Raw genomic sequence first — 21,637 nt, 5'->3', positions numbered from 1 at the left:
GTATGATTTCTATTGTTCTTCTTTTTGTTCTTCTTTGTCTTTTTCTTTTTTCTTTTTCTTTTCCTCTTTCTTTTTTTCTTCTTCCTCTTCTTTTTTGAGCTCTTCTTCTAATTTTTTAATTTCTTTTTCTAGTTTTTCTTGTTCTTTTTTCTTTCGTTTTTCTTCTTTCTCTTTTTCTCTTTGAGCTTTTCTAAGTGCTTTTTCTTCGGATTTTTTCTTCTTTTTAGCTGCTTTTTTCTTTTCCTTGGTAGTTTTCTTTTTAGCCTTTTCGTCTTTTTTAGTTAAGTCATCTAAAATTGACTTTTGACGAGTTCTACCTCTTGGTTTTTCATTAATATCTTCTGTAGTTTTACCTTCTTCTAGTTGAGGTTCTGTTTTGTCTTTCTTTTTAAAGATGCCTTTAATCTTATCAAACATTCTTCCAAAGAAACCTTTGTTATAGGTTTGAACTTCATCGTCTTCTATTTTATTTCCAAATTCATCAAGTTCTTCAAACTGATCAACATGTCTATCTAATCTATAAGAAACTCCAATACTTCCGTAGAAACCAACAGTTTCTTCTTGAAATGTTGCTCTAAGAGATGAATTTATTTGTAAATTTTTATTAAATAAATATGCTGCGCCAGCTCCTAAATTACTTTGGTTTTCTTGTTTGTTAAATAAAGCTTGATGTTCTGCAAACCCAGACCATTTTTGATTGAAATTGTATGTGCCTGTAACAACGTAAGATAATTCAGGTAAATATCCTCCTATATAATTGTAGTGTATATTAGTTACTACATTAAGTTTATGAGAAAATTCGTTTTGTAGTAAAACCCCAAATTTAGGAGTAATACCACCTCTTGCATGAAAATCATTTAAAAGTGAACCAAAGTTAAGCCCGCCATATACCGCAACATGAGGAATCCATCTTTTCCAGTCAAAAGAATGTCTTTTTTTCCAACTTCTTATTTCTTTAGATTTATCTTGGTATTCAGGTTTAAAAACTAAATACTTAGCTCCAATAGTTAATCGTCCTAGACCAAATTGTGATCTAGTAGATTGAAATACATTTGTAAAAGCAAATTGATTGCTTTGTAAAGCAGTTGTAAGACTAAATTCTAACTTTTCATCTATAGCTCCCATTCTAAAATGTAAATCTAAACCTGTAGCTCTTGGATTACTAAAAGTAGGATTTTGAGCTTCAAATTGCCTATGAAAGATACTAGTTTCAAGTTGATAAACACCAATACCAACACTGTATGGACTTTCAGAAAATCCTGGTCTATTTGAATTTATGACATCGGTATATTGTGCAAATAAAGGAAATGCAACAAATAGGGAGAGTAAATAAAAAAGTCTTTTCATCATAATCAACACGTACAATTTACAACAGTTACAAACATACAGTAAAAATATCAATCCATTAAGTTTACCAAACTATTAACGCAAGGTTTTGGCTCAAATTGTTATTTTTGAATGATTTTTAGAAAAACTATTAACAAGATACTATAATATAAATTATATGGGTTTAATTAAAACACTTCTTATAATTGGTATAATATACTATTCATTCAAATTTTTAGCAAAATTATTTGCTCCTTATTTAATGAAAAAAGCTATGAGTAAAATGGAAGAGAAAATGAGAAATCAGAATCGCCAGAGTACTGCAAACGATATTAAAGTTGGAGAAACAATAATCGATAAAAAGCCAAATTCAAATAAACAAAGCGATAAATCAGTAGGTGAATATATTGATTTTGAAGAAATAGATTAACCATGAAACTTACGAAGTATTTACCTCACGTAGGAGCAATTATATTATTTGTAGTTGCTTCTTTATTATATTTTAACCCTGTTTTAGGAGGAAAACAAATCAAACAAAGCGATATCACTCAGTATATTGGTATGGCTAAAGAGATGAATGATTTTAGAGCAGAAGAAAATAAAGAACCTTATTGGATTGGTAATGCTTTCAGTGGAATGCCTTCATATCAAGTAGGGGCAAAGTTTCCAAACGATTTTGTTAAAGAGTTAGATTATTTTTTACGCTTTCTACCGAGACCAGCTGATTATTTATTTTTATATTTCTTAGGTTTCTTTTTATTATTAAATGCTTTAAAAGTAGACTGGAAACTTTCTGTTTTAGGAAGTTTGGCTTTTGGTTTTTCAACGTATTTGATTATAATTTTTGGTGCAGGACATAATGCTAAAGCACATACAATAGCATACATGCCAGCTGTAATTGCGGGAGTATTGTATGTTTTTCAGAAAAGATACTTATTAGGTTTTATAGTTACTTCTTTGGCCATGGCTTTAGAGATAGTAGCTAATCATATACAGATGACTTACTATTTAGGTTTTTGTATTCTGATTTTAGGAATTGTAGAAGCGATAGATGCTTTTAAGAATAAAGAATTACCAACTTTTGCTAAACAAGTCGGTGTTTTACTAATAGCTTTTATTATTGGTGTTGGAATGAATTCCACTCGCTTATTATCAACTAAAGAGTATGCTAACTATAGTACAAGAGGAAAATCTGAATTAACTATAAATCCAGATGGATCTCCTAAAAAGAAAACAAAAGGTTTAGATAAAGCTTATATTACAGAATATAGTTATGGTATTTTAGAAACTTTCAATCTAATTATTCCTCGTTATATGGGAGGAGGAACAGTTGAAAAATTAGGCGAAGATTCTGAATTTTATAAAACTTTAGAAAAAAACGCAGGTAAAGCTGTTGCTAAAGATTATTCAGAACAAGTATTAACTTATTGGGGCGAACAACCAATAGTAGAAGCGCCTGCATATATTGGAGCAGTAGTTTGGTTTTTATTTTTCCTTGGGATTTTCTTTGTAAGAGGAAAACTGAAATATTGGTTAGTTAGTGCTACGATTTTTTCTTTATTACTTAGTTGGGGTAAAAACTTCTCGATCTTAACTAATTTATTTATCGATTATGTACCACTTTACAATAAATTCAGAGCAGTTTCTTCAATACAAGTAATTGCCGAATTATGTGTGCCTTTATTAGGTGTTTTAGGTCTCAAAGAATTCTTTAATAGCAAACAAACTGCAGAAGAAAAAACAAAAAGATTAATAAATGCAGTGTTAACTACAGGTGGAGTTATTATTGCAGGGTTAATTTTTGCGCACATGTCTTCTACCTTTGAAGGAATAAGAGATGAGCAGTATAAACAATTACCAGCATTAATTGAATCTTTAATAGCTGATAGAAAATCCATGTTATTTACTGATACGTTAAGATCTTTAATCTTAGTAATATTTTCAGGAGGAGTTTTATGGTTGTTTTTAAAAGACAAAGTAAAGTTAACACCAGTAATTATTACCGTTAGTGTTTTATTACTTTTTGATTTACTAAGTGTAGATTTAAGATATGTTAACAAAGACGATTTTACTTCAGCTAGAAATGTAGAAAGACCTTTTATTGCAAATGAAGCTGATAAAAAAATATTACAAGACAAAACTCGTTTCAGAGTAGCCAACTTTTCTACCAACTTAATGAATGAAGGTAGAACTTCTTATTTTCATAACTCAATTGGAGGGTATCATGCAGCTAAAATGATGCGTTATCAAGAGCTATTCGAATATCAAATCGCTCAGAATAATTTGGAAATGTTGAATATGTTAAATACGAAATACTTCATAGGTAGTGAAACAGACATTCAACTAAATGATAAAGCTAATGGAAATGCATGGTTTGTTTCTAAATTAGATATAGTAGATTCAGCGAATGATGAAATGAAAGCTTTAAAATCGATTAATACTAAAGAAGAAGCTGTTATTAGAAAAAGTGATTATTCAGGTACAGCTACTTACGCTAAAGACTCCTTATCGTTTATTCGTCTTGAAAAGTATGAACCCAATCATTTAACATATAAAAGTAAATCTAGGAATGAACAGTTTGCAGTTTTTTCTGAAATCTATTATAAAGACGGTTGGAATGCTTATGTTGATGGTAAATTAGAACCACACTATCAAGTAAATTATGTTCTAAGAGGTATGAACCTTCCTAAAGGAGAACATAAAATCGAGTTTAAATTTGAGCCAAAAGTAATTCAAACAGGAAGTAAAATATCTTTAATCTTCTTAGCTTTATTTGTTTTGGTTTGTATCGGATGGTATTATTTAGAAAGAAAGAAAACTACTCCTTTAGATTCTTAATGTAAACTGAAGGAGTAATATTCATATATTTTTTAAAAACTCTAGTAAAAGCAGAAGCGTTTGTATATCCAACTTCTTCTGCTAATGCTTGTACAGAATAATTACGATATACTTTATCATTGTTTAGCTTTTCTACAATATAATCTATCTTTTTTTTACTGTAATATTGTTTAAATGTTTCGTTTTTATTTTTATTGAAAACAAACGAAATGTAAGTAGAATTTGTTTCTAGTGCTTTAGCTAAAGTGTTTATTGTGAAATCTGATTTCAAAAAGCTAAGCTCATTGTCTAGAGTGTCAATTTTAGCTAAAATTTTCTTCTCAAGTTCTTCGTCTATATTATATTCAACTTTTTGAGGTTCTTTCTCTTTTGGAATTTCAATTTTAATATCTTCTTTTTCCTCTTCTTTATTCTGAATACCAACAATTTCTTTTTTGTATTTTTTTCTTTTGTAAAGAAAGAATCCAGAAGTGATTAATAAAATGAAAATACAGACTAAAATGATATTCGTGTATTTATTCTTCTCACTTTTTATTATGGATTTATTAAGCTCTTTAACTTTTTCGATATCGTTATCGTATAACAATTGATAAGTTTTGTCTTTACGTGCTCTAGTTTCATCAATTTCTTTAATAGTTAATTCAGAATATTTGTAAGCACTATCAAGTTTTTTGTTTTTAAAATATTGATCCGATAAAATATTATAGCCAGTAATTAATGAACTCTTTCTGATATTTGGAATTCTAATTAATTTATGAGCATAAAAAATAGCTGAATCTATCTTCTTTAAGTTTTCAAAACATATAGCTTTATTTAAAAAAGCTTCCTGACGATATTCATGGCCATTACTAATTTTAGAATATGAATTTACTAGTTCTAATGCTTTTTTAAATTTTCCTTTAGTAATGTAAATTTCGGTCATTTTAAAAGCATACATTAATTCAGTGTCAGAATGTGGAGGGATAAAAAGTTTCGCGTATTTATAAGCTTTGTTATAATAATGAACTGTAGAGTCTAAGAGTTCTGGTTTTCTTTTATTTTTACTTAAAAGAAGATAAGTCTTTCCTAATAAATTATTAATGTTAGTTTTTTTTGAAATTAAATAATTAAAGTTAACTGTGTCTAAGTTGTCTTGGTTTTTCTGATTAACAACTTTAATTAACTTTAGTAAAATATTTTTAGAATCATCCTCTAATTTCAATTCATTTTTAATTAAAGCTTTAGACATTTCAATGGTAGTCAAATAATGAAATTTATCAATTTTTTCATCATCGATAGATTTCATATAATTTGAAAACTTGATTAATTCATTATATGCTTTTTCAAATTCTTCTGTGTTTTTATACACCCAAAATAGTCTGTTAAAAATTGATATCTTCATTTTAATAGCACAAACATTTGTCTGCTCTTTAACAGATAGGGAATCTAAATATATAAGTGATTTTTTAGTTAATTTTTTTACTTTTTTATAATTTTTAAGCTTGTAGTAATAATATATTATTGCATTTTTAGAACTTAAATTAGTGCATAAATTTTTTGATGTTGCATTTATATTAGCATAGTAATATAAACTATCTAAATTTGAATTTTTAAATTGATCTAATTTTGCGTTTAAATCTTCTTTTGAGTCGATTTGAGCATAGCAAAAACTATAGATGAAAAAGAATAAAAAGAGTATTTTTTCTTTCAATTTACAGCGGATTATTTAGTTGTTTTTTCTTCTTTTAGCTAAGAAGTTTATATACATTTTATAAAAAGTGCAATATAAAACTTTTTAAATATTCTTAATAGAATTAATTTCGTAAGCCTGAAAAGTAAAAGAAATTTGATACAGGGAAAATGGCGATATGAGAATTTTCTTAAGGAGTTATGTAACTCCTTTTTTTATTTTATAACTTTTAGGTAAAGTTCTATTTATAATCAATAGATTTGTTTTGTTAAAGATTATGTTTTTAAAATGTACAAAAAGTTACCCAAAAACAGATACAATAAAACATTAAGTTTACTGAAAAAAGTACTACCTGCACCAGCTACAGTTTTAGATTTAGGAGTAAGAAATCCATTCAGTGAAATTATGGAAGAGAATGGGTATACTGTTTTTAATACTAATGGAGAAGATTTAGATTTAATCCCAGACCTTGTTAAAAACTATAAAGTAGATGCAGTTACTTCTTTTGAAATTTTTGAACATTTATTGTCTCCTTTTACAGTATTGAAAGCTATAGAGTGTGATAAATTAATAACAACAGTTCCTTTACGTTTATGGTTTTCTACTGCTTACAGAAGTAAAACAGATATGTGGGATAGACATTATCATGAATTTGAAGATTGGCAATTTGATTGGTTATTAGAAAAAACAGGTTGGATGATTAAAGAAAGAGATAAATGGACTAATCCAACGAATAAAATAGGAATAAGACCTTTGTTACGAAAATTTACACCTAGGTATTATGCTGTTTATGCAGAACGAAAAAAGTAGTTATGAAAATAGGTATGATATTGGATAATGTTTATCCACCAGATCCTAGAGTTGAAAATGAAGCGATAGAACTTATTAAAGAAGGACATGAGGTTTACTTGTTTTGTCTTTCTTACGATAAGAATGAAAAAGTAAAAGAGGAAATTAATGAAATTAAAGTCAGAAGGTATACTAGTAATACTTTAGAATATAAGTTATCTGCTTTAGCATATACTTTTCCTTTTTACAACATTTTAATGAGTTCTAAAATAAAAGATTTTATTAAAAACACTTCAGTTCAAGTCATCCATATTCATGACATACGAATTGCAGGAGCTGCTTTTTTAGCTAACAAAAAATTTAACTTACCAACTGTTTTAGATTTACACGAAAACAGACCAGAAATAATGAGGTTTTATCCTCATATGCAAAAGCTTTATGGGAAATTATTAATCTCAATAAAAAAATGGATTAAAAAAGAGGAAGCATTTGTAAAAAAAGCGAGTAAAGTTATTGTTGTAACAAAACATGCAAAAAAAGAATTGGTCGATAGAACTCAAATTCTAAAAAGTAAAGTTGCAGTGGTTCCTAATACGATTAGATCATCTTTTTATAAAGAAAAAAATGATTTAGAAATTCCGTTTAAGAACCAAAAAGAAGATCTGACATTACTTTACCTTGGAGATACAGGTGAACGTAGAGGTTTAAGAACAGTAGTATCATCTTTAGTAAAACTAAGAGATGAGAAAGGAATAAAAAACATAAAGTTTGTAGTAGTAGGAAAAACTAGTCCGTATTTAGAAAGAATGGTTTCAGATCATAACATTTCGGATCAAGTTAAGTTATTTGGTTGGCAATATGATACTACTTTTCCAAACTGGATTAGAGAATCTGATGTTTGTGTTTCTCCTCTGCATAAAAATATCCATCACGATACTACATATGCAAATAAGATATTTCAATATATGAGTATTGGAAAACCTCTATTAATTAGTGACGTTTTAGCACAAGAAGCTTTAATGAAAGAAACAGAAGCAGGATTAATTCATAAAGCTAAAGATGTTAATGATTTTACAGAACAGTTACTGAAATTGTATTATGATTCTAGTTTAAGAGAAAAACTAGGGAAAAATGGTCAAAGTTTTGTTAGAAATTATTTTACATGGGATAAAACTTCTGGAGAATTAATAGATTTATACAAAAATTTAAATTGAAAGTATTAGTTATAACATATTATTGGCCACCAGGAGGCGGACCAGGAGTTCAACGTTGGTTAAAGTTTGTAAAATACTTGAGAGATTTCGGAATAGAACCAGTTGTTTTTACTGCAGAAAATCCTTTTTATCCAACAGTAGATGAAACTTTAATACAAGATGTTCCAGATGGAATAAAGATTGTTAAATGTCCGATTTTCGAACCGAATAATATTGTAGCTAAATTCAAGAAGAATGAAACTCAAAGAAGTGCAGGTTTTTTAGACCCTAATCCTTCTTTAATATCAAAGTTTCTTTTGTATATAAGGGCGAATTATTTTATTCCAGATGCTAGAAAATTTTGGGTAAAACCAGCAGTAAAAATGCTTATAAAATATCTTTCTGAAAATTCAGTAGATGCAGTAATTACTACTGGACCACCTCATAGTTTACATCTCATTGGAAAAAAACTAAAAGAAGTTACAGGAATAAAGTGGATTGCAGATTTTAGAGATCCTTGGACAAGTATTGATTATTTTCATTTATTACCTTTAACAAATTCAGCAAGAAAAAAACATTTTAGATTAGAGGAAGAAGTTGTGAGAGCTGCTGATCGTGTGATTATGGTAAGTAGTAATGCTAAAAAAAAGTATGAAGACTTTAATGAAAATATTGATGTTATCACTAATGGTTTTGATACCGAAAAGGGTTTAGAAGAGGTAAAGATTGAGTTGGATAAAAAATTCAGTATTACTCACATTGGAACAATGAATTCAGAAAGAAATCCGAAAGCCTTTTGGGAAGCTTTATCTGAAATTAGTGAAGAGAATTCTGAATTTACTGATGATCTGGAACTTAAATTTATAGGTAAAGTTGATGATTCAGTTTGGGAAAATGAAATTGAATCAAGAGGATTTAAAGATGTTAAAAGAGTTAGTTATGTACCACATTTAGAAGCTAAATTATATCAAAGAAAATCTCAAGTACTTTTAATTGTTGTAAATGATTATCCGAGTGCAAAAGAGATGATTCCAGGTAAAACTTTCGAATATTTACAAGCAAATCGACCAATTTTAGGCTTTGCACCAGAAGGCGGTGATTTAGCAGAAATTTTATCTAATACAAATTCAGGTGTGGCTGTTGATTTTAGAAATAAAGAGCTGGCTAAAAAATCAATTTTAAATTTATATTCAAACTTTAAAAAAGGAAATTTAGAGTCAACATCAAAAGGAATAGATAGTTTTCATAGAAGAAAATTAACTGAAAAACTATCTGTTATTATTAAAGATTTAATTCAAAACTAATTTTGGGAATAATTTTTAAACAATCTTTCAGGAATACCATAGTCATTTACTTTGGTTTTATTATCGGGGCAGTAAACGCTATAGCTTTTTATCCTAATATCCTAAAAGAAGAATATCATGGTTTAGTAACTTTTTTGTTATCAGCATCTAATTTAATAATGCCATTAATTGCTTTTGGTATTCATAATACGATTGTAAAGTTCTTCACTTCATATAAAACTAAAGAAGAGAAAGATCGATTTTTATCTTCAATAATTATTTTTCCATTATTTATTGCGTTGCCAATAGGGTTTTTCTGGGATGCTTTTCATGAGTTTATAATTTCACGTTTAAGTCCTAAAAACGATGGTAAAGTAGAAGATTATACTTTAGTTATTTATATTGTAGCAGTAAGTTGCGCTTATTTTGAAGTTTTCTATTCTTGGTCGAAAGTACACTTGCAAACAGTTTTAGGAAATATATTAAAAGAATTTTATAATAGGGCAGTGGTGTTTGTTTTATTAATAGCTGTTTTCTTAGGTTTTATTAATAAATCAGAGTTTATATATACACTAACTGGTTTTTATATTTTTAGAACATTAATAATGATGTTCTTTGCCTTTAAAACATATTCACCAAAGTTCAATTTTAAACTCCCTGTAAATATTAAAGAGATTTTAAAATATTCTGCTTATGTTTTTTTAGCAGGAAGTGCAGGAGCTGTTATTATTGATATAGATAAATTGATGATACCTGGTAAAGAAGCAATTAAAGTAGCAAGTTATTATACAGTAGCAGTATATATTGGGTCATTTATAGAAGCTCCAGGAAGGGCTTTAGCACAAATTTTACAACCTTTAACTTCTAAATCTTTAAACGAAAATAATGTAAATGAAGTAGAGAGTTTATATAAAAAGAGTTCTATAAATTTATTAGTCATTAGTGGATTATTTTTTCTTTTAGTGAATTGTAGTATTTCTGAATTATTTAAAATGATGCCAGAGGGTTATGCAGGAGGTGAGTTAGTTGTTTTAATGATTTCTTTTGCTAAAATGTATACAATGTCTCTTGGGAATAATAGAGATATTATAAATAACTCGAAATTTTATAGAATGATTCTTCCAATCGGGTTAGGAATGGCATTGTCGGTTTATTTTTTAAATAAATTATTTTATTATGAAATGGATTTCGGAACTAATGGTTTAGCCTTGGCTACATTAATCACGTTGCTAGTTTTTAATTCCGTGAAATTATGGTTTGTAAAAGCAAAGTTTGATATGAACCCCTATACAAAAGAAACAACTAAAATATTTATTATTATTATCGGATTCTTTGGTTTATTTTATTTCTGGAATTTTACAACGCCAGAAATTTATATTAGTAAATTACCAATACATAATTTAATAAATATTATTATAAAGAGTATTTTAATAACAGGATTGTACTTGTTTATAGTATTAAAACTTAAGATTTCAGATCAACTTAATTTCTTAGTAAGAAAAGTTAAAGATAAAGTAGTTAAATAATAAGAAAGACCTGCAATCGAATCCATGGGGGAAAGCAAGTCTTTTCTTTGTTACTAATTATAGGGAATTATTTGATTACAAAAGTATGGCTAAAATCACATTTTATTGATAAACATAGGTTTATAATTTAACTAGAGTATAGTTTTTTTCTAATTCTACTTAATTGTACTGGTGTAATATTTAAATAACTCGCAATTTGATATTGTGGAATTAAGTTTTCAATATTAGGAATTCTTTTCTTCAGCATTTTATATCTGTTTGTAGCATCCAATAGAGAAAGCCTATCTAATCTATTTTGTAAATAATAAATTGCAGCTTGATTCAGTCTGTCTATAAATAAGAATAACTCATTATTCTTTTGTGCTATTTTTAAAAGCTGATCTAAATTACCTGTAAAAATTATAGTATTAGTTAAGCACTTAAAATAATCTATAGAAATACGTTCTGTTAGTTTTAAATCAGATAAATTAACAAAAACATTTTTTTCAAATAAAATAGCTCTAATATATTCTTTATTTGCATTTTGATCTTGAGAATAATTTGCTACAATTCCATTAAATATAATATGGAATTTTTTAAAAGGTGTATCATCTGCTTTTATAAGATCACCAGCTTTTAATTCTTCTTTTTGAAGTAAATTGTTAAATTCCTGTATAGTTTCGTTAGAAATATCTTTCATATAAATCTTACAGAAATCAAAAATAAAGTTGTCATTCATTTTACTGAGAGTACATTTTTTTTCTAATTCTACTTAATTGTACAGGAGTAACGCTTAAATAACTTGCTATCTGATATTGAGCGATTAAATTTTCTATATTAGGGATGTTATTTTTTAAAGCTAGGTACCTTTGAGTAGCATCCATAAACGATAGTTCATCTATTCTTTTTTGTGATTTTAAAAGCGCGTGTTCTAAAATTCTATTGTATAGAATAGATAGTTCATGATTTAAATGTGTTTGTTTTATAAATTCTAAATAACTACCTTGATATACAATGCATTTAGATAAGCATTTATAGTAATTTACATTTCTATCTTGATTTTTATTTAAAGATGAGATATTAGTGAAAATTGTTTTGTCGTCATGAATTGCTCTTATATATTCTTTTTCACTTAATTTATCTTGGGCAAAACTTCCTATGATGCCAGATTTTATAATGTAAAATTTCTTTACTCTAGTTTTATTTTTAATGATAACATAATCTTTAGGATACTCTTTTAAAGATATAAAGCTAGAAAATAATGCAATAGCTTCATCAGAAAGATCATTTACATACGATCTTAACAAAGATGTAATCAAATCAATTTCCATCATGTGTTAAAAATTGAAGTTATATTGGGGTTAATGTTTAAATCTTCGTATCCTCTAAATACGTCAAAGCATTTGGTCCTTCCATAAAAAGAAGATCCAAAATTGATAAATTAGATATATATCCATGTTTGTGATCAAACATTTGGACATATTCTTTAGTTTCCACAAAAACACCATTCTTTGCGATTGCTAATTCCCTATAATCGTTTAGTAACGGTGTCATTTCATACGTTTTTGTTTTCGAAAATTCTTGAGAAATTTGCAAGGCATCGGTAATAAATAAAAACGTATCTATATTTAAATCAATTAAATATACATAATTTTTGTTGAAAATTCTAAAAATATCATGTTCAAAAAACTCAAAGTAAGGAGATGATTGATATGCTGTTTTAATAGATTTAAAGTGTTGACTTTGCCATGGAAAGTCATTTTCTATCAAAGTATCCTTAGTTTTTTTTCTGCCAGAAGTATTTTTAAGGTGTTTTACAGGAATATTTAAAGAAAGTTTTCCGTTGGCCCCATAAATGTAACATCTGTTTCTATAAGTTTGTTTCTGAAAGTTATCTTCCTGTTCAAAAACTACTTTGTCTGATTTTAAAATTGCCGCGTACTGGCTAATAGGTGAAAAATATGTAGGTATAAAAAGACTCAAAATTCTTATGCTTTTTTCTTTTTTGGCATAAATACAAAAGCTAAAATTCCTAAAGCTGCAGCTATACCAAACCAAAAATATGATTTAGATTCTCCGTTAGTTACTGTTGTAAACATTCTATCCCAACGAATTTTTCCAGTGTCTTTATCATAACTAAACCAAACCATTACAGGAGTACCAATAACATGATCGAAAGGAACATAGCCCCAAGCTCTTGCATCTAAAGAGTTTTGCCTGTTGTCTCCCATCATCCAGTAATAATCTTGTTTAAAAGTATATGAATCTGCTTTTTTTCCGTTGATATAAATATCGTCACCGAAATAAGTTAATTCATTTTTCTCGTATTCTTGAATTATTCTTTTATAAAAAGGAATACTTTCAGCATTTAAAGCTACTGTTGCCCCTTTTTTAGGAATGTAAATAGGTCCAAAATTGTCTCCAGACCAAGGATATTTAGGGTTGTGAGGAAAAATACTATCATCATAATATCCTTTTGGAGTATTTGTTTTTTCAATACTCTTAACTTTAGGATTTTTCTTAAAAGCAGCTGCTTCAGCATCTGTTAACGTTAAATAATACCTTCCATCATTAAATATTTTAGCTTCCCTAATGTTATAACGTTTAAAATCACCAGCAGATAATTGTTCTCCATTAGTGTCTACAATAAAGTTCCACTGTGGCTTAGCACTTTTAGGAAGTATAGTTCTCTTACCGTTGATATAAATATAACCATCCTTAATCTCTAAACTATCACCAGCAATACCGACACAACGCTTAACTAAGTTTGTTTTTTTGTCGATTGGTTTGTAATAATTTCTGTCAGAAGTAAGGATATTCATGTTTCTTAACGTATCTGCAGGCTGACCAAAAACTACAATATCATTTCGTTTGATTTTCTTTAAACCAGGTAGCCTCATGTAAGGCAACTGTAGTTTATTTATTAAAGAGTTATTTCGGTTCTCATAATCATCGCTAAACATATAAGATTTAGTTCCTAAACCAGGAATACTATCGTGAATCATAGGTAATGAAACTGTAGTCATAGGAACTCTAGATCCATAATGAAATTTACTAACGAATAAGTAATCACCTATTAATAAAGTTTTTTCAAGAGAAGAAGAAGGAATTACATAAGGTCTAATAAAATAGTTGTGTACTATGGTTGCTGCGATAATAGCAAAAGCTATAGAACTAACCCATTCACCCGCAGTTGTAGGAGCTTTTAAGGCTCTTTTTTGATCATATTGTGAATCATTAAAATATGAAATGTAGAAAATGTAAAATCCTAAAGTAATTATAGCTAAAATCGAATCTTTTGTAGATTTAAATCCAAAGCTACGGCAAGTTTCTATCCAAATTACAGGAAACATAATAAGGTTTACTGTTGGTATAAATAATAAAATTACCCACCATTTAGGTCTTTTTAAAATACCTAATAAAACTATAGCGTTATATACAGGTACGGCAGCTTCCCAAGCTTTTCTTCCTGCTTTAACATATAATTTCCAAGTTCCTAAAAAGTGGATGAATTGGATAATTAAAAATAAAATAAACCATCCTGTAAATGACATAATTTCTCTAGTTTAGTTTTTTATCAATATAAAGACGCAATCTACATTTTTTCGTTAAAATAGCTAGTCTACTTTAACCAATGTTTAACACATCTTTCATGGTGAATACTCCTTGTTTGTTTTTTAACCATTCTGCAGCAATAACAGCTCCTAAAGCGAAACCTTGTCTGTTATGAGCTGTGTGCTTTATTTCAATGGAATCAACTACAGAGTTGTAATTAATTGTATGTGTACCAGGTACATCAGGAGTTCTCACTGCTGTAATTGGAATAACTTCTTCAGAAGCTTCTCCATCTAACTCCCAAGATTTTCTGTTGGTATGATCTATTATTCCTTCAGCTAAAGTAATTGCAGTACCACTTGGTGCGTCGAGTTTTTTAGTATGATGAATTTCTTCAATATCAACTTTGTATTGATCTAAAGAAGCCATCATTTTAGCTAATTGATTATTTAATTCAAAAAATATATTAACGCCTAAGCTAAAGTTTGAAGCATAAATAAATCCTCCATTATTTTCTTTACATACAGCTAAAGCATCATCATATTTGTCTAACCATCCAGTAGTTCCTGAAACTACAGGAACATTATTTTTAAAACAATTTGTGATATTGTTGTAAGCTGCGCTAGGAATACTGAAGTCTATAGCTACATCTGCTGTTGTAATATCGTAACTTTCTTCTCCATTATCTCTAATTACGATTTCATGACCTCTTTGTTGGGCAATTTTTTCTATTTCTTTACCCATTCTTCCGTAACCTAATAAGGCTATTTTCATCTTAAAAAGTATATTTTAAAGTTAAACCTAGTTTTGGTGTAGTGTCGTAAGCATCTCTACTAGGTATTGCAGCTGGACTTAAAGATAAATCATCACTGTCGTCAAATTGAATTAAATGAGCTGTAACACTGGCTTCAACTATTTGCAAAACATAAATAAGTACTGTTGTTAGTAGTGATAAATCTCTATTTTGTCTTAACTGGCGTTGTGCACTTTCTAACCCAGCTGTTGAAATAATTTCAGTTCCGTCTGCTAAAGTAAATTCATCTGGTAATCCTGCACTTCTTTGTCTAAAAGCTGTCCTAAATCGGTCGTATTCATTACTATTATCTATAAAGAAATAAATACTAGTTGCCATTCCTCCATAAATAAGAGGTAATTGCCACCAATATCGATTATTATATATTTGGCCAGCTCCAGGAATTATAGCGGAGTAAAAAGCCGCTTTTGAAGGTGATAAAGGATTGTATTGTACTTTAGGCGACTTCAGTTGTAATTGTGAAACTTCTTGTACCTGAGTAGAATCTTTTTGTGCATACAAATTAGTACACACTAAAAATAGTATTATGTAATAAAGTTTTTTCAATTCTATTTTAGCAAATCTTTTATTCTATTAAAGTCTTCTATGGATGTAAAAGGAATAGAAATTTTTCCTTTTCCATTATTTCCTACAGTAACGTTAATTTTAGCATCAAAAAATTGATTAAAATCTTGAATACTATTTGTTATAGAAGATGGTAAAGTTTTTTTCTTACTAGCTTTTGCTAAATTTCCTGATTTTAATGCTCTTACTAAATCTTCTGTTTGTCTAACAGATAATTTATCTCGCAAGATTTTTTCATAAATTTTAAGTTGATCCGACGGATTTTCAACATTAATTAAAGCTCTACCATGTCCCATAGAAATGAATGCATCTCTCATTCCTGTTTGGATAATAGGATCTAACTTTAATAAACGTAAATAGTTAGTTACTGTAGATCTTTTTTTACCAACTCGAATACTTAATTGTTCTTGAGTTAATTTGATTTCGTCTATTAACCTTTGGTAAGACAAAGCAACTTCAATTGGATCTAAATTTTTCCTTTGAATGTTTTCCACTAACGCCATTTCTAGCATTTCTTGGTCGTTAGCTATACGAATATAAGCAGGTACAGTAGTGTTACCAACTAATTTAGAAGCTCTAAAACGTCTTTCTCCAGAAACTAATTGAAATTTGTCTTCAGCTAATTTTCTAACAGTAATAGGTTGAATGACACCAAGTTCCCTGATAGAATTTGCTAATTCTTGAAGTGCATCTTCATCAAAATAAGTTCTTGGTTGAAAAGGATTTACTTCAATTAAATTTAAATCAATTTCAATAATACTACCAACAACTTTATCTGCGTTTTTATCTGAAGCAGAATTAACTTCTGCAGTTTCTTTTAACAAAGCTGATAATCCTCTTCCTAATGCTTGCTTCTTTGTTGCTTTTGCCATTTTATGAGTTCTTATTTATAATTTCATTTGCTAAGTTAATATAATTTACAGCACCTTTACTTGTGGCATCATATGAAATTATACTTTCTCCGTAACTCGGAGCTTCACTTAAACGTATATTTCTGTGAACTATTGTTTCAAAAACCATAGAGTTAAAATGCTTTCTTACTTCATCTACTACCTGATTAGATAAACGTAATCTAGCATCATACATAGTTAATAGTAAACCTTCGATTTCTAGTTCTTTATTATGTATTTTTTGAACACTTTTAATCGTGTTTAATAATTTCCCTAATCCTTCTAAAGCAAAGTATTCACATTGAATAGGTATAATTACAGCATTAGAAGCTACTAAAGAATTAAGTGTTATCAATCCTAATGAAGGAGCACAATCGATTAAAATATAATCGTAATCGTTTTCTAATTCTTTTAATGATTTCTTAAGCATATATTCACGCTCAATTTTGTCAACAAGTTCAATCTCAATAGCAACTAGGTCAATATGAGCAGGCACTAAATCAACATTAGGAGATTCTGTTTTTACTATAGCTTCTTTTACGGTGGCAGTATGTTCTAAAACTTGATAAGTTCCAATATCAACACTATCTACATCAATGCCTAACCCAGAAGTTGCGTTTGCTTGGGGATCTGCATCAATAAGTAAAACTTTTTTTTCTAATACGCCTAAAGCCGCGGCTAAGTTTACAGAAGTTGTAGTTTTTCCAACTCCTCCTTTTTGATTTGCTATTGCAATGATTTTACTCATACTTCTCATGTATTTACCGAACGTAAAAATACAATTATTTATGACTTAATAAATACTAAAATATTAACAAAAAAAATAATAGTGGTTTAAGGATTTCTTCACTGTTTTTTTTGAGGGGGTTTTCACTATTTAAAATAGGATTTAACATGCTATGTGAAATTCATCTTGAAACTATGTTTGCAGTGTTGTTTTTATCAATCAACTTAAAAAAACAATTGTTTTAAAGGAGTGATCAACCTTAAAATCGCGGAAGCCGAAAAGCGCATGAGTAGGTGAAAAACTAATTAAATAAAATTTATAATGAAAAAAATGTTTTTTTTAATCATGATGGCAATCATGGTTATAGGATGTAAAGATGAAGAAATTATTAAAGAGTCAAATGAAACAGAAAAGTTAGCTGCTATTTCTAGTAAAGGAAGAGAAGTAGGAATGCTAAGGTTTGGTTCTGTAAGAGAATTGGAAGCTTTTGTAGCTGAACGAGTTGAATCTAAGTCAGATTTATTAGATGAGGCAAGAGCCTTTTCTGATAAAGGAATTTACAATCCTTTATTGATGGTGTATAACTTAGAGGCTGAAGAAGCAAAAGAATTAGGAATTGAAGAAAAAAATATCCCTACTGTTGCTTCTGATGATGATATGTTATTATTGATGTTAAACCAAGATGGAGAAATAGGTATAGAAGATAAAATCTTTAGAATCGATGAAGATTTTGTATATACTTATGTAGAAGGTGGAGGTGATGAAATTGATACTTTTCTTGAAAAATATAATGGAGGAGGTATTAAAATGGAAAATGGTCAAACAATTGAATTCAGTAAAGGATTAACTGTTTACAAACATGATAATGCTATTAAAGATGGTAGAGAGAATCTTGTAGCTAGAAATCAAACAGGTTTTGATAATTTCAATAATAACCATAGAATGAAGTCAAGACAATTTCATGGATATTGGGTGTTTTACAGTTCTATTGGGGCTAAAACTTTAGTAGAGCAGCGCAGAAGATTTTTATGGTGGTCTTGGTGGAAAAATATCAGAGCAAATAATAGTTTACAGTTTGAATTATCATACAGAGTAAATTCAACATTTGGTTTCCCACCTGTATTTTTAAATGCATCAGGAAGTAGTGGATGTACGAATTGTAACCAACATCAAAGAATTTATAATTGGTCTGTTGGTTTTCCAGCAGCTCCAAATGTTTACGTTCCTTTAGATGGAATGACTAGACATCAAGCAACTTGGAATGGAATAACAAGAACAAGAACATTATTCTATTAAGTTTTAGTAATAATTGTTTAGCAAAAAAAAAAGTCCTGATGAAATTTCACCAGGACTTTTTTATTTTATATCAAATTGAAAATAATTATCCGTTTAACATTACTGGCATAACTAACATAGTAACGTGTTCTCCTTCTTCAGTACCGTCAATTGGAGTTAAAATTCCAGCTCTATTTGGTAAGCTCATTTCTAATTGAACATCATTAGCATTCAAATTGTTTAACATTTCGCTTAAAAAACGAGAGTTAAAACCAATTTGCATATCATCACCCTGATAATCACAATTTAAACGCTCATCAGCTTTGTTTGCGTAGTCTAAATCTTCTGCAGAAATATTTAACTCAGTACCAGCCATTTTTAAACGGATTTGATGAGTTGTTTTGCTAGAGAAAATAGAAACACGTTTTACAGAGTTTAAGAAAGAAGCTCTGTCTACTGTTAATTTATTTGGGTTTTCCTTTGGAATTACAGCTTCGTAATTTGGGTATTTACCATCAATTAAACGACAAACTAATACTACATTATCAAAAGTAAATTTTGCGTTAGTGTCATTGTATTCAATAGTTACATTTTCTTCAGAACCTCCAAGTATACCTTTTAAAATATTTAAAGGTTTCTTAGGCATAATAAATTCAGCAGACTTATCTGCAGAAACATCAGTTCTAGTGTACTTTACTAATTTGTGAGCATCAGTAGCTACAAAAGTTAATTCTTTAGAGTTAAACTGAAAAAACACGCCACTCATTACAGGTCTTAAATCATCATTACCTGCTGCAAAAATGGTTTTAGAAATTGCTGTAGATAAAACATGTGAAGGAACATCTGTGCTGCTTGGAGAAGGTAATTCTATCGCTTTCGGGAATTCTTCTCCATCATAGTAAGCCATGTCATATTTTCCTTGTTCTGAATTAATTTCAATTGTATTTTCTCCTTCAGTTTTGAATGTTAAAGGTTGATCAGGGAAAGTTTTTAATGTATCTAAAAGTAAACGAGCATTAATTGCAATTGAACCTGTATCTGTACTTTCTACATTTACAACAGCGCTCATAGTTGTTTCAAGATCCGAAGCAGAGGCTTTTAGTTGGTTTTCTGAAAGTTCAAATAAAAAGTTGTCTAAAATAGGCAAGGTGTTATTGCTGTTGATTACTCCACCTAAAATTTGTAGTTGTTTTAGTAAATGTGAACTAGATACAATAAATTTCATTGTTTTTTTCTAAAGAATTTGATGTACAAAGATATTCTATTCCGTTTATTTTAAAAATTATTTTATCAACATTGTTGTTCTTATTGTTGATTAGTTGAAAAGATAATTAATACCAATACTTCCATATATGTTTCCACTAGGAACTTTAACGCTTTTTAATTTCTTGGTATGATGAATAATAGCATACTTAAAATTAAATCTGTTGGCTGTGAATTTAAAGCCTAATTCTGTAGTTAATACAATAGGTTTAAGTTCGTATGTGATTGGATTGTTTGTATTTAAAAAGCTTCCTTGTATTGTGGCGTCATAAATTGCATATCGAAGCATAGGATTCACATAGAAAAGAACTTCAATTTCGTTGTTGAAATCAGTGATTTTATTATTTAGGTTGCTGTTAAAAGCTGTACTGTTGGCAATATTTTGTAGTGGTTTAATTCCAATTCTAGATAAAAAACCAGTAGAAATATCAGAAAATACAGTTCCTACATTAGCTATATTCATCCAATTGAAGTCAATATATTTTGATGTTGCGAGTTGTTTTGTGAATTCTACACTGAAATTTAAAGCAAAAGCATCTTGTATTTGATATTTCCATCCTGTAGCAGGTTCAAAACCATAAATATCATGAACAAAATTCATAGATTCTTCACCAAAAGCTGAAGGGCCAATCACTCCAACTTCGCTATTAATTCTTAGAAAAGAATTCTTTTTAAAGAAATAACTAATGCCGAATCCACCAAATAAATAACCAGCAAAAGGTCTATCATGTTCGCTTAAAAATTGAACATTTGCTTTAAAAGGAGAGTATAGTTTTTGTCCAATCTGAAAATTATAAATCTTTTTTTGAATTTTATCTGATTTCTTTGTGCTTAAGTAAGAGTAGTTTAAAAAAGCACCGTTAGTATAGTACCTGTCCTGATAGAATGATATGTATAAATCATTGTCGTTAACAAAACTGAATTGTTTTGAAAATTTTTCCTGACCATAGCAACTAATAACAAGAAAGAGTAATAAAAATGTTTTTTTCACTAGACGAAAATAACAAAAAAACATGATAGTTTTCTAATGAAGAATTTTTAATTTAGTTGAAGTTTTATTGAGTATGGATAATAAAGTAAAAATTACTGAACAAGATTTTTTGAGGATTAAAACAAATGAAGAGCTGTTAGCTTTTATTGATGAGAATAATATTCCGTTTAAATCTGTAGAAAAAGATTTAGCTTATGAAAAAGAGCTTAAAAAATTACAGATAGAATTAGTGAAACTCCAGCAATGGATAGCAAAGAATAATAAAAGGGTTGCGGTTATTTTTGAAGGTAGAGATGCGGCAGGAAAAGGAGGTAACATAAGAAGGTTTATGGAACATTTAAATCCTAGGTCTTCTCGATTGGTTGCTTTGAATAAACCTACAGAAGTAGAAATGGGGCAATGGTATTTTCAGCGTTACATAAAAGAGTTGCCAAATCCAGGAGAAATTGTTTTTTTTGATAGAAGTTGGTATAATAGAGCAGTGGTAGAGCCTGTTATGGGATTTTGTACTGAGGCTCAGTATAGGAAATTCTTGGTTCAGGTTCCAGAGTTTGAGCATATGTTGTATGAAGATGGAGTTGTGGTAATTAAGTTCTGGTTGTCGATTACTAAAAAGGAACAATTAAAAAGATTTGAAGCTAGAATGGATAATCCGTTAAAGCATTGGAAATTTAGTCCTGTAGATAAAAAAGGTCAAGAGTTATGGGATAGATATACTTATTATAAAGGAGAAATGTTCACCAATACTCATACTACTTATTGTCCTTGGACTATTATTAAAACAAATAGTAAGAAAACTGCCAGATTAGAAGCGATTCGTCATGTGTTATCTAAGTTCGATTATGATGGGAAAGAAGATGCGATGACATATTTAAATCCAGATCCAAATATTGTAATGAGGTATTATAGGTCTGTTGTTCAAAACGATTAAAATTTTATGGAAAGTAAAAGGAAT

The 21,637-nt window shown here is 28.8% G+C and carries 20 protein-coding genes; 8 read left to right on the top strand and 12 right to left on the bottom strand.

Annotated elements, in window-relative coordinates:
* Positions 1 to 9 precede the first annotated feature (9 nt).
* Entirely contained in the window at positions 10 to 1,350 is a 1,341-nt protein-coding gene (locus AC2TEO_RS04570) for a transporter (protein ID WP_442266978.1), read from the bottom strand.
* 154 nt (positions 1,351 to 1,504) lie between these two features.
* On the opposite strand from AC2TEO_RS04570, the gene AC2TEO_RS04565 reads away from it, so the two are divergent.
* Positions 1,505 to 1,756, top strand: coding sequence for a DUF4834 family protein (locus AC2TEO_RS04565; RefSeq protein WP_442266977.1), 252 nt, complete (start codon positions 1,505 to 1,507; stop codon positions 1,754 to 1,756).
* Between the two features lie 2 nt (positions 1,757 to 1,758).
* Positions 1,759 to 4,164: a YfhO family protein gene (locus AC2TEO_RS04560; protein WP_442266976.1), complete on the top strand. Its 2,406-nt coding sequence runs from the start codon at positions 1,759 to 1,761 to the stop codon at positions 4,162 to 4,164.
* Here AC2TEO_RS04560 and AC2TEO_RS04555 read toward each other — a convergent pair.
* Positions 4,145 to 5,545, bottom strand: coding sequence for a helix-turn-helix domain-containing protein (locus AC2TEO_RS04555; protein ID WP_484730880.1), 1,401 nt, complete (start codon positions 5,543 to 5,545; stop codon positions 4,145 to 4,147). The two genes, AC2TEO_RS04560 and AC2TEO_RS04555, sit on opposite strands and share 20 nt — an antisense overlap.
* 576 nt (positions 5,546 to 6,121) lie before the next feature.
* Here AC2TEO_RS04555 and AC2TEO_RS04550 point away from each other — a divergent pair.
* Genes AC2TEO_RS04550 through AC2TEO_RS04535 form a run of 4 tightly spaced genes read left to right on the top strand, consistent with a single transcriptional unit; the run spans position 6,122 to position 10,624 of the window.
* Positions 6,122 to 6,643: a class I SAM-dependent methyltransferase gene (locus AC2TEO_RS04550; RefSeq protein ID WP_442266974.1), complete on the top strand. Its 522-nt coding sequence runs from the start codon at positions 6,122 to 6,124 to the stop codon at positions 6,641 to 6,643.
* Between the two features lie 2 nt (positions 6,644 to 6,645).
* The gene (locus AC2TEO_RS04545) at positions 6,646 to 7,836 is read left to right on the top strand and encodes a glycosyltransferase family 4 protein (protein WP_442266973.1); all 1,191 of its coding nucleotides are present in this window, start codon (positions 6,646 to 6,648) and stop codon (positions 7,834 to 7,836) included.
* Complete coding sequence (locus AC2TEO_RS04540; protein ID WP_442266972.1) at positions 7,833 to 9,119, top strand: glycosyltransferase family 4 protein; 1,287 nt, start codon at positions 7,833 to 7,835, stop codon at positions 9,117 to 9,119. Before AC2TEO_RS04545 ends, AC2TEO_RS04540 begins: the two co-directional genes overlap by 4 nt.
* 2 nt (positions 9,120 to 9,121) lie before the next feature.
* Positions 9,122 to 10,624, top strand: coding sequence for a lipopolysaccharide biosynthesis protein (locus AC2TEO_RS04535; RefSeq protein WP_442266971.1), 1,503 nt, complete (start codon positions 9,122 to 9,124; stop codon positions 10,622 to 10,624).
* A 127-nt stretch (positions 10,625 to 10,751) separates the two neighbouring features.
* Here AC2TEO_RS04535 and AC2TEO_RS04530 read toward each other — a convergent pair whose 3' ends face one another.
* The 8 genes from AC2TEO_RS04530 to AC2TEO_RS04495 all read right to left on the bottom strand — a co-directional run bounded on the left by AC2TEO_RS04530 (position 10,752) and on the right by AC2TEO_RS04495 (position 17,174).
* Positions 10,752 to 11,342: a Crp/Fnr family transcriptional regulator gene (locus tag AC2TEO_RS04530; protein WP_442266970.1), complete on the bottom strand. Its 591-nt coding sequence runs from the start codon at positions 11,340 to 11,342 to the stop codon at positions 10,752 to 10,754.
* Between the two features lies 1 nt (position 11,343).
* A complete protein-coding gene (locus AC2TEO_RS04525; RefSeq protein WP_442266969.1) occupies positions 11,344 to 11,937 on the bottom strand; it encodes a Crp/Fnr family transcriptional regulator in 594 nt (197 codons plus the stop codon).
* 34 nt (positions 11,938 to 11,971) lie between these two features.
* Positions 11,972 to 12,586 carry a WbqC family protein gene (locus AC2TEO_RS04520; protein ID WP_442266968.1) on the bottom strand — a complete coding sequence of 205 codons (615 nt, stop codon included), beginning with the start codon at positions 12,584 to 12,586 and terminating at the stop codon, positions 11,972 to 11,974.
* Between the two features lie 5 nt (positions 12,587 to 12,591).
* Entirely contained in the window at positions 12,592 to 14,157 is a 1,566-nt protein-coding gene (lepB, locus tag AC2TEO_RS04515; protein WP_442266967.1) for a signal peptidase I, read from the bottom strand.
* 73 nt (positions 14,158 to 14,230) lie between these two features.
* Positions 14,231 to 14,932 carry a 4-hydroxy-tetrahydrodipicolinate reductase gene (gene dapB, locus AC2TEO_RS04510; RefSeq protein WP_442266966.1) on the bottom strand — a complete coding sequence of 234 codons (702 nt, stop codon included), beginning with the start codon at positions 14,930 to 14,932 and terminating at the stop codon, positions 14,231 to 14,233.
* Position 14,933: 1 nt separating this feature from the next.
* Positions 14,934 to 15,518 carry a DUF5683 domain-containing protein gene (locus AC2TEO_RS04505; RefSeq protein ID WP_484730879.1) on the bottom strand — a complete coding sequence of 195 codons (585 nt, stop codon included), beginning with the start codon at positions 15,516 to 15,518 and terminating at the stop codon, positions 14,934 to 14,936.
* Positions 15,519 to 15,520: 2 nt separating this feature from the next.
* The gene (locus tag AC2TEO_RS04500) at positions 15,521 to 16,408 is read right to left on the bottom strand and encodes a ParB/RepB/Spo0J family partition protein (RefSeq protein ID WP_442266964.1); all 888 of its coding nucleotides are present in this window, start codon (positions 16,406 to 16,408) and stop codon (positions 15,521 to 15,523) included.
* Between the two features lies 1 nt (position 16,409).
* Positions 16,410 to 17,174, bottom strand: coding sequence for a ParA family protein (locus AC2TEO_RS04495; protein ID WP_442266963.1), 765 nt, complete (start codon positions 17,172 to 17,174; stop codon positions 16,410 to 16,412).
* A 309-nt stretch (positions 17,175 to 17,483) separates the two neighbouring features.
* Here AC2TEO_RS04495 and AC2TEO_RS04490 point away from each other — a divergent pair, with 309 nt between their 5' ends.
* Positions 17,484 to 18,449, top strand: a complete 966-nt coding sequence (locus tag AC2TEO_RS04490) for a hypothetical protein (protein ID WP_484730878.1) — start codon at positions 17,484 to 17,486, stop codon at positions 18,447 to 18,449.
* An 85-nt stretch (positions 18,450 to 18,534) separates the two neighbouring features.
* Here the strand turns inward: AC2TEO_RS04490 and dnaN are convergent, their stop codons facing one another.
* Together dnaN and AC2TEO_RS04480 are read right to left on the bottom strand one after the other, a co-directional pair.
* Positions 18,535 to 19,653, bottom strand: coding sequence for a DNA polymerase III subunit beta (dnaN, locus tag AC2TEO_RS04485; RefSeq protein ID WP_442266961.1), 1,119 nt, complete (start codon positions 19,651 to 19,653; stop codon positions 18,535 to 18,537).
* A 90-nt stretch (positions 19,654 to 19,743) separates the two neighbouring features.
* Positions 19,744 to 20,682 (bottom strand): lipid A deacylase LpxR family protein, encoded by a 939-nt coding sequence (locus tag AC2TEO_RS04480; protein ID WP_442266960.1) that lies wholly within the window; start codon positions 20,680 to 20,682, stop codon positions 19,744 to 19,746.
* Between the two features lie 73 nt (positions 20,683 to 20,755).
* On the opposite strand from AC2TEO_RS04480, the gene ppk2 reads away from it, so the two are divergent.
* On the top strand, positions 20,756 to 21,613 hold the full coding sequence (gene ppk2, locus AC2TEO_RS04475) for a polyphosphate kinase 2 (protein WP_442266959.1): 858 nt from the start codon (positions 20,756 to 20,758) through the stop codon (positions 21,611 to 21,613).
* Positions 21,614 to 21,637: the final 24 nt, after the last annotated feature.

The sequence above is a fragment of the Tenacibaculum aquaeponti genome, assembly GCF_057221555.1.
Note: the sequence above shows the minus strand (reverse complement) of the source record. Positions and strands in the feature narration are given on the sequence as shown.

What these genes read in the sequence shown, in the direction of transcription:
- AC2TEO_RS04530 (WP_442266970.1), bottom strand. Translation starts at nt 11,342, where the DNA reads ATGAATGACAACTTTATTTTTGATTTCTGTAAGATTTATATGAAAGAT.
- dapB (WP_442266966.1), bottom strand. Translation starts at nt 14,932, where the DNA reads ATGAAAATAGCCTTATTAGGTTACGGAAGAATGGGTAAAGAAATAGAA.
- dnaN (WP_442266961.1), bottom strand. Translation starts at nt 19,653, where the DNA reads ATGAAATTTATTGTATCTAGTTCACATTTACTAAAACAACTACAAATT.
- AC2TEO_RS04490 (WP_484730878.1), top strand. Translation starts at nt 17,484, where the DNA reads ATGTTTTTTTTAATCATGATGGCAATCATGGTTATAGGATGTAAAGAT.
- AC2TEO_RS04500 (WP_442266964.1), bottom strand. Translation starts at nt 16,408, where the DNA reads ATGGCAAAAGCAACAAAGAAGCAAGCATTAGGAAGAGGATTATCAGCT.
- lepB (WP_442266967.1), bottom strand. Translation starts at nt 14,157, where the DNA reads ATGTCATTTACAGGATGGTTTATTTTATTTTTAATTATCCAATTCATC.
- AC2TEO_RS04525 (WP_442266969.1), bottom strand. Translation starts at nt 11,937, where the DNA reads ATGATGGAAATTGATTTGATTACATCTTTGTTAAGATCGTATGTAAAT.
- AC2TEO_RS04555 (WP_484730880.1), bottom strand. Translation starts at nt 5,545, where the DNA reads ATGAAGATATCAATTTTTAACAGACTATTTTGGGTGTATAAAAACACA.
- AC2TEO_RS04495 (WP_442266963.1), bottom strand. Translation starts at nt 17,174, where the DNA reads ATGAGTAAAATCATTGCAATAGCAAATCAAAAAGGAGGAGTTGGAAAA.
- AC2TEO_RS04570 (WP_442266978.1), bottom strand. Translation starts at nt 1,350, where the DNA reads ATGATGAAAAGACTTTTTTATTTACTCTCCCTATTTGTTGCATTTCCT.
- AC2TEO_RS04545 (WP_442266973.1), top strand. Translation starts at nt 6,646, where the DNA reads ATGAAAATAGGTATGATATTGGATAATGTTTATCCACCAGATCCTAGA.
- ppk2 (WP_442266959.1), top strand. Translation starts at nt 20,756, where the DNA reads ATGGATAATAAAGTAAAAATTACTGAACAAGATTTTTTGAGGATTAAA.
- AC2TEO_RS04560 (WP_442266976.1), top strand. Translation starts at nt 1,759, where the DNA reads ATGAAACTTACGAAGTATTTACCTCACGTAGGAGCAATTATATTATTT.
- AC2TEO_RS04550 (WP_442266974.1), top strand. Translation starts at nt 6,122, where the DNA reads ATGTACAAAAAGTTACCCAAAAACAGATACAATAAAACATTAAGTTTA.
- AC2TEO_RS04565 (WP_442266977.1), top strand. Translation starts at nt 1,505, where the DNA reads ATGGGTTTAATTAAAACACTTCTTATAATTGGTATAATATACTATTCA.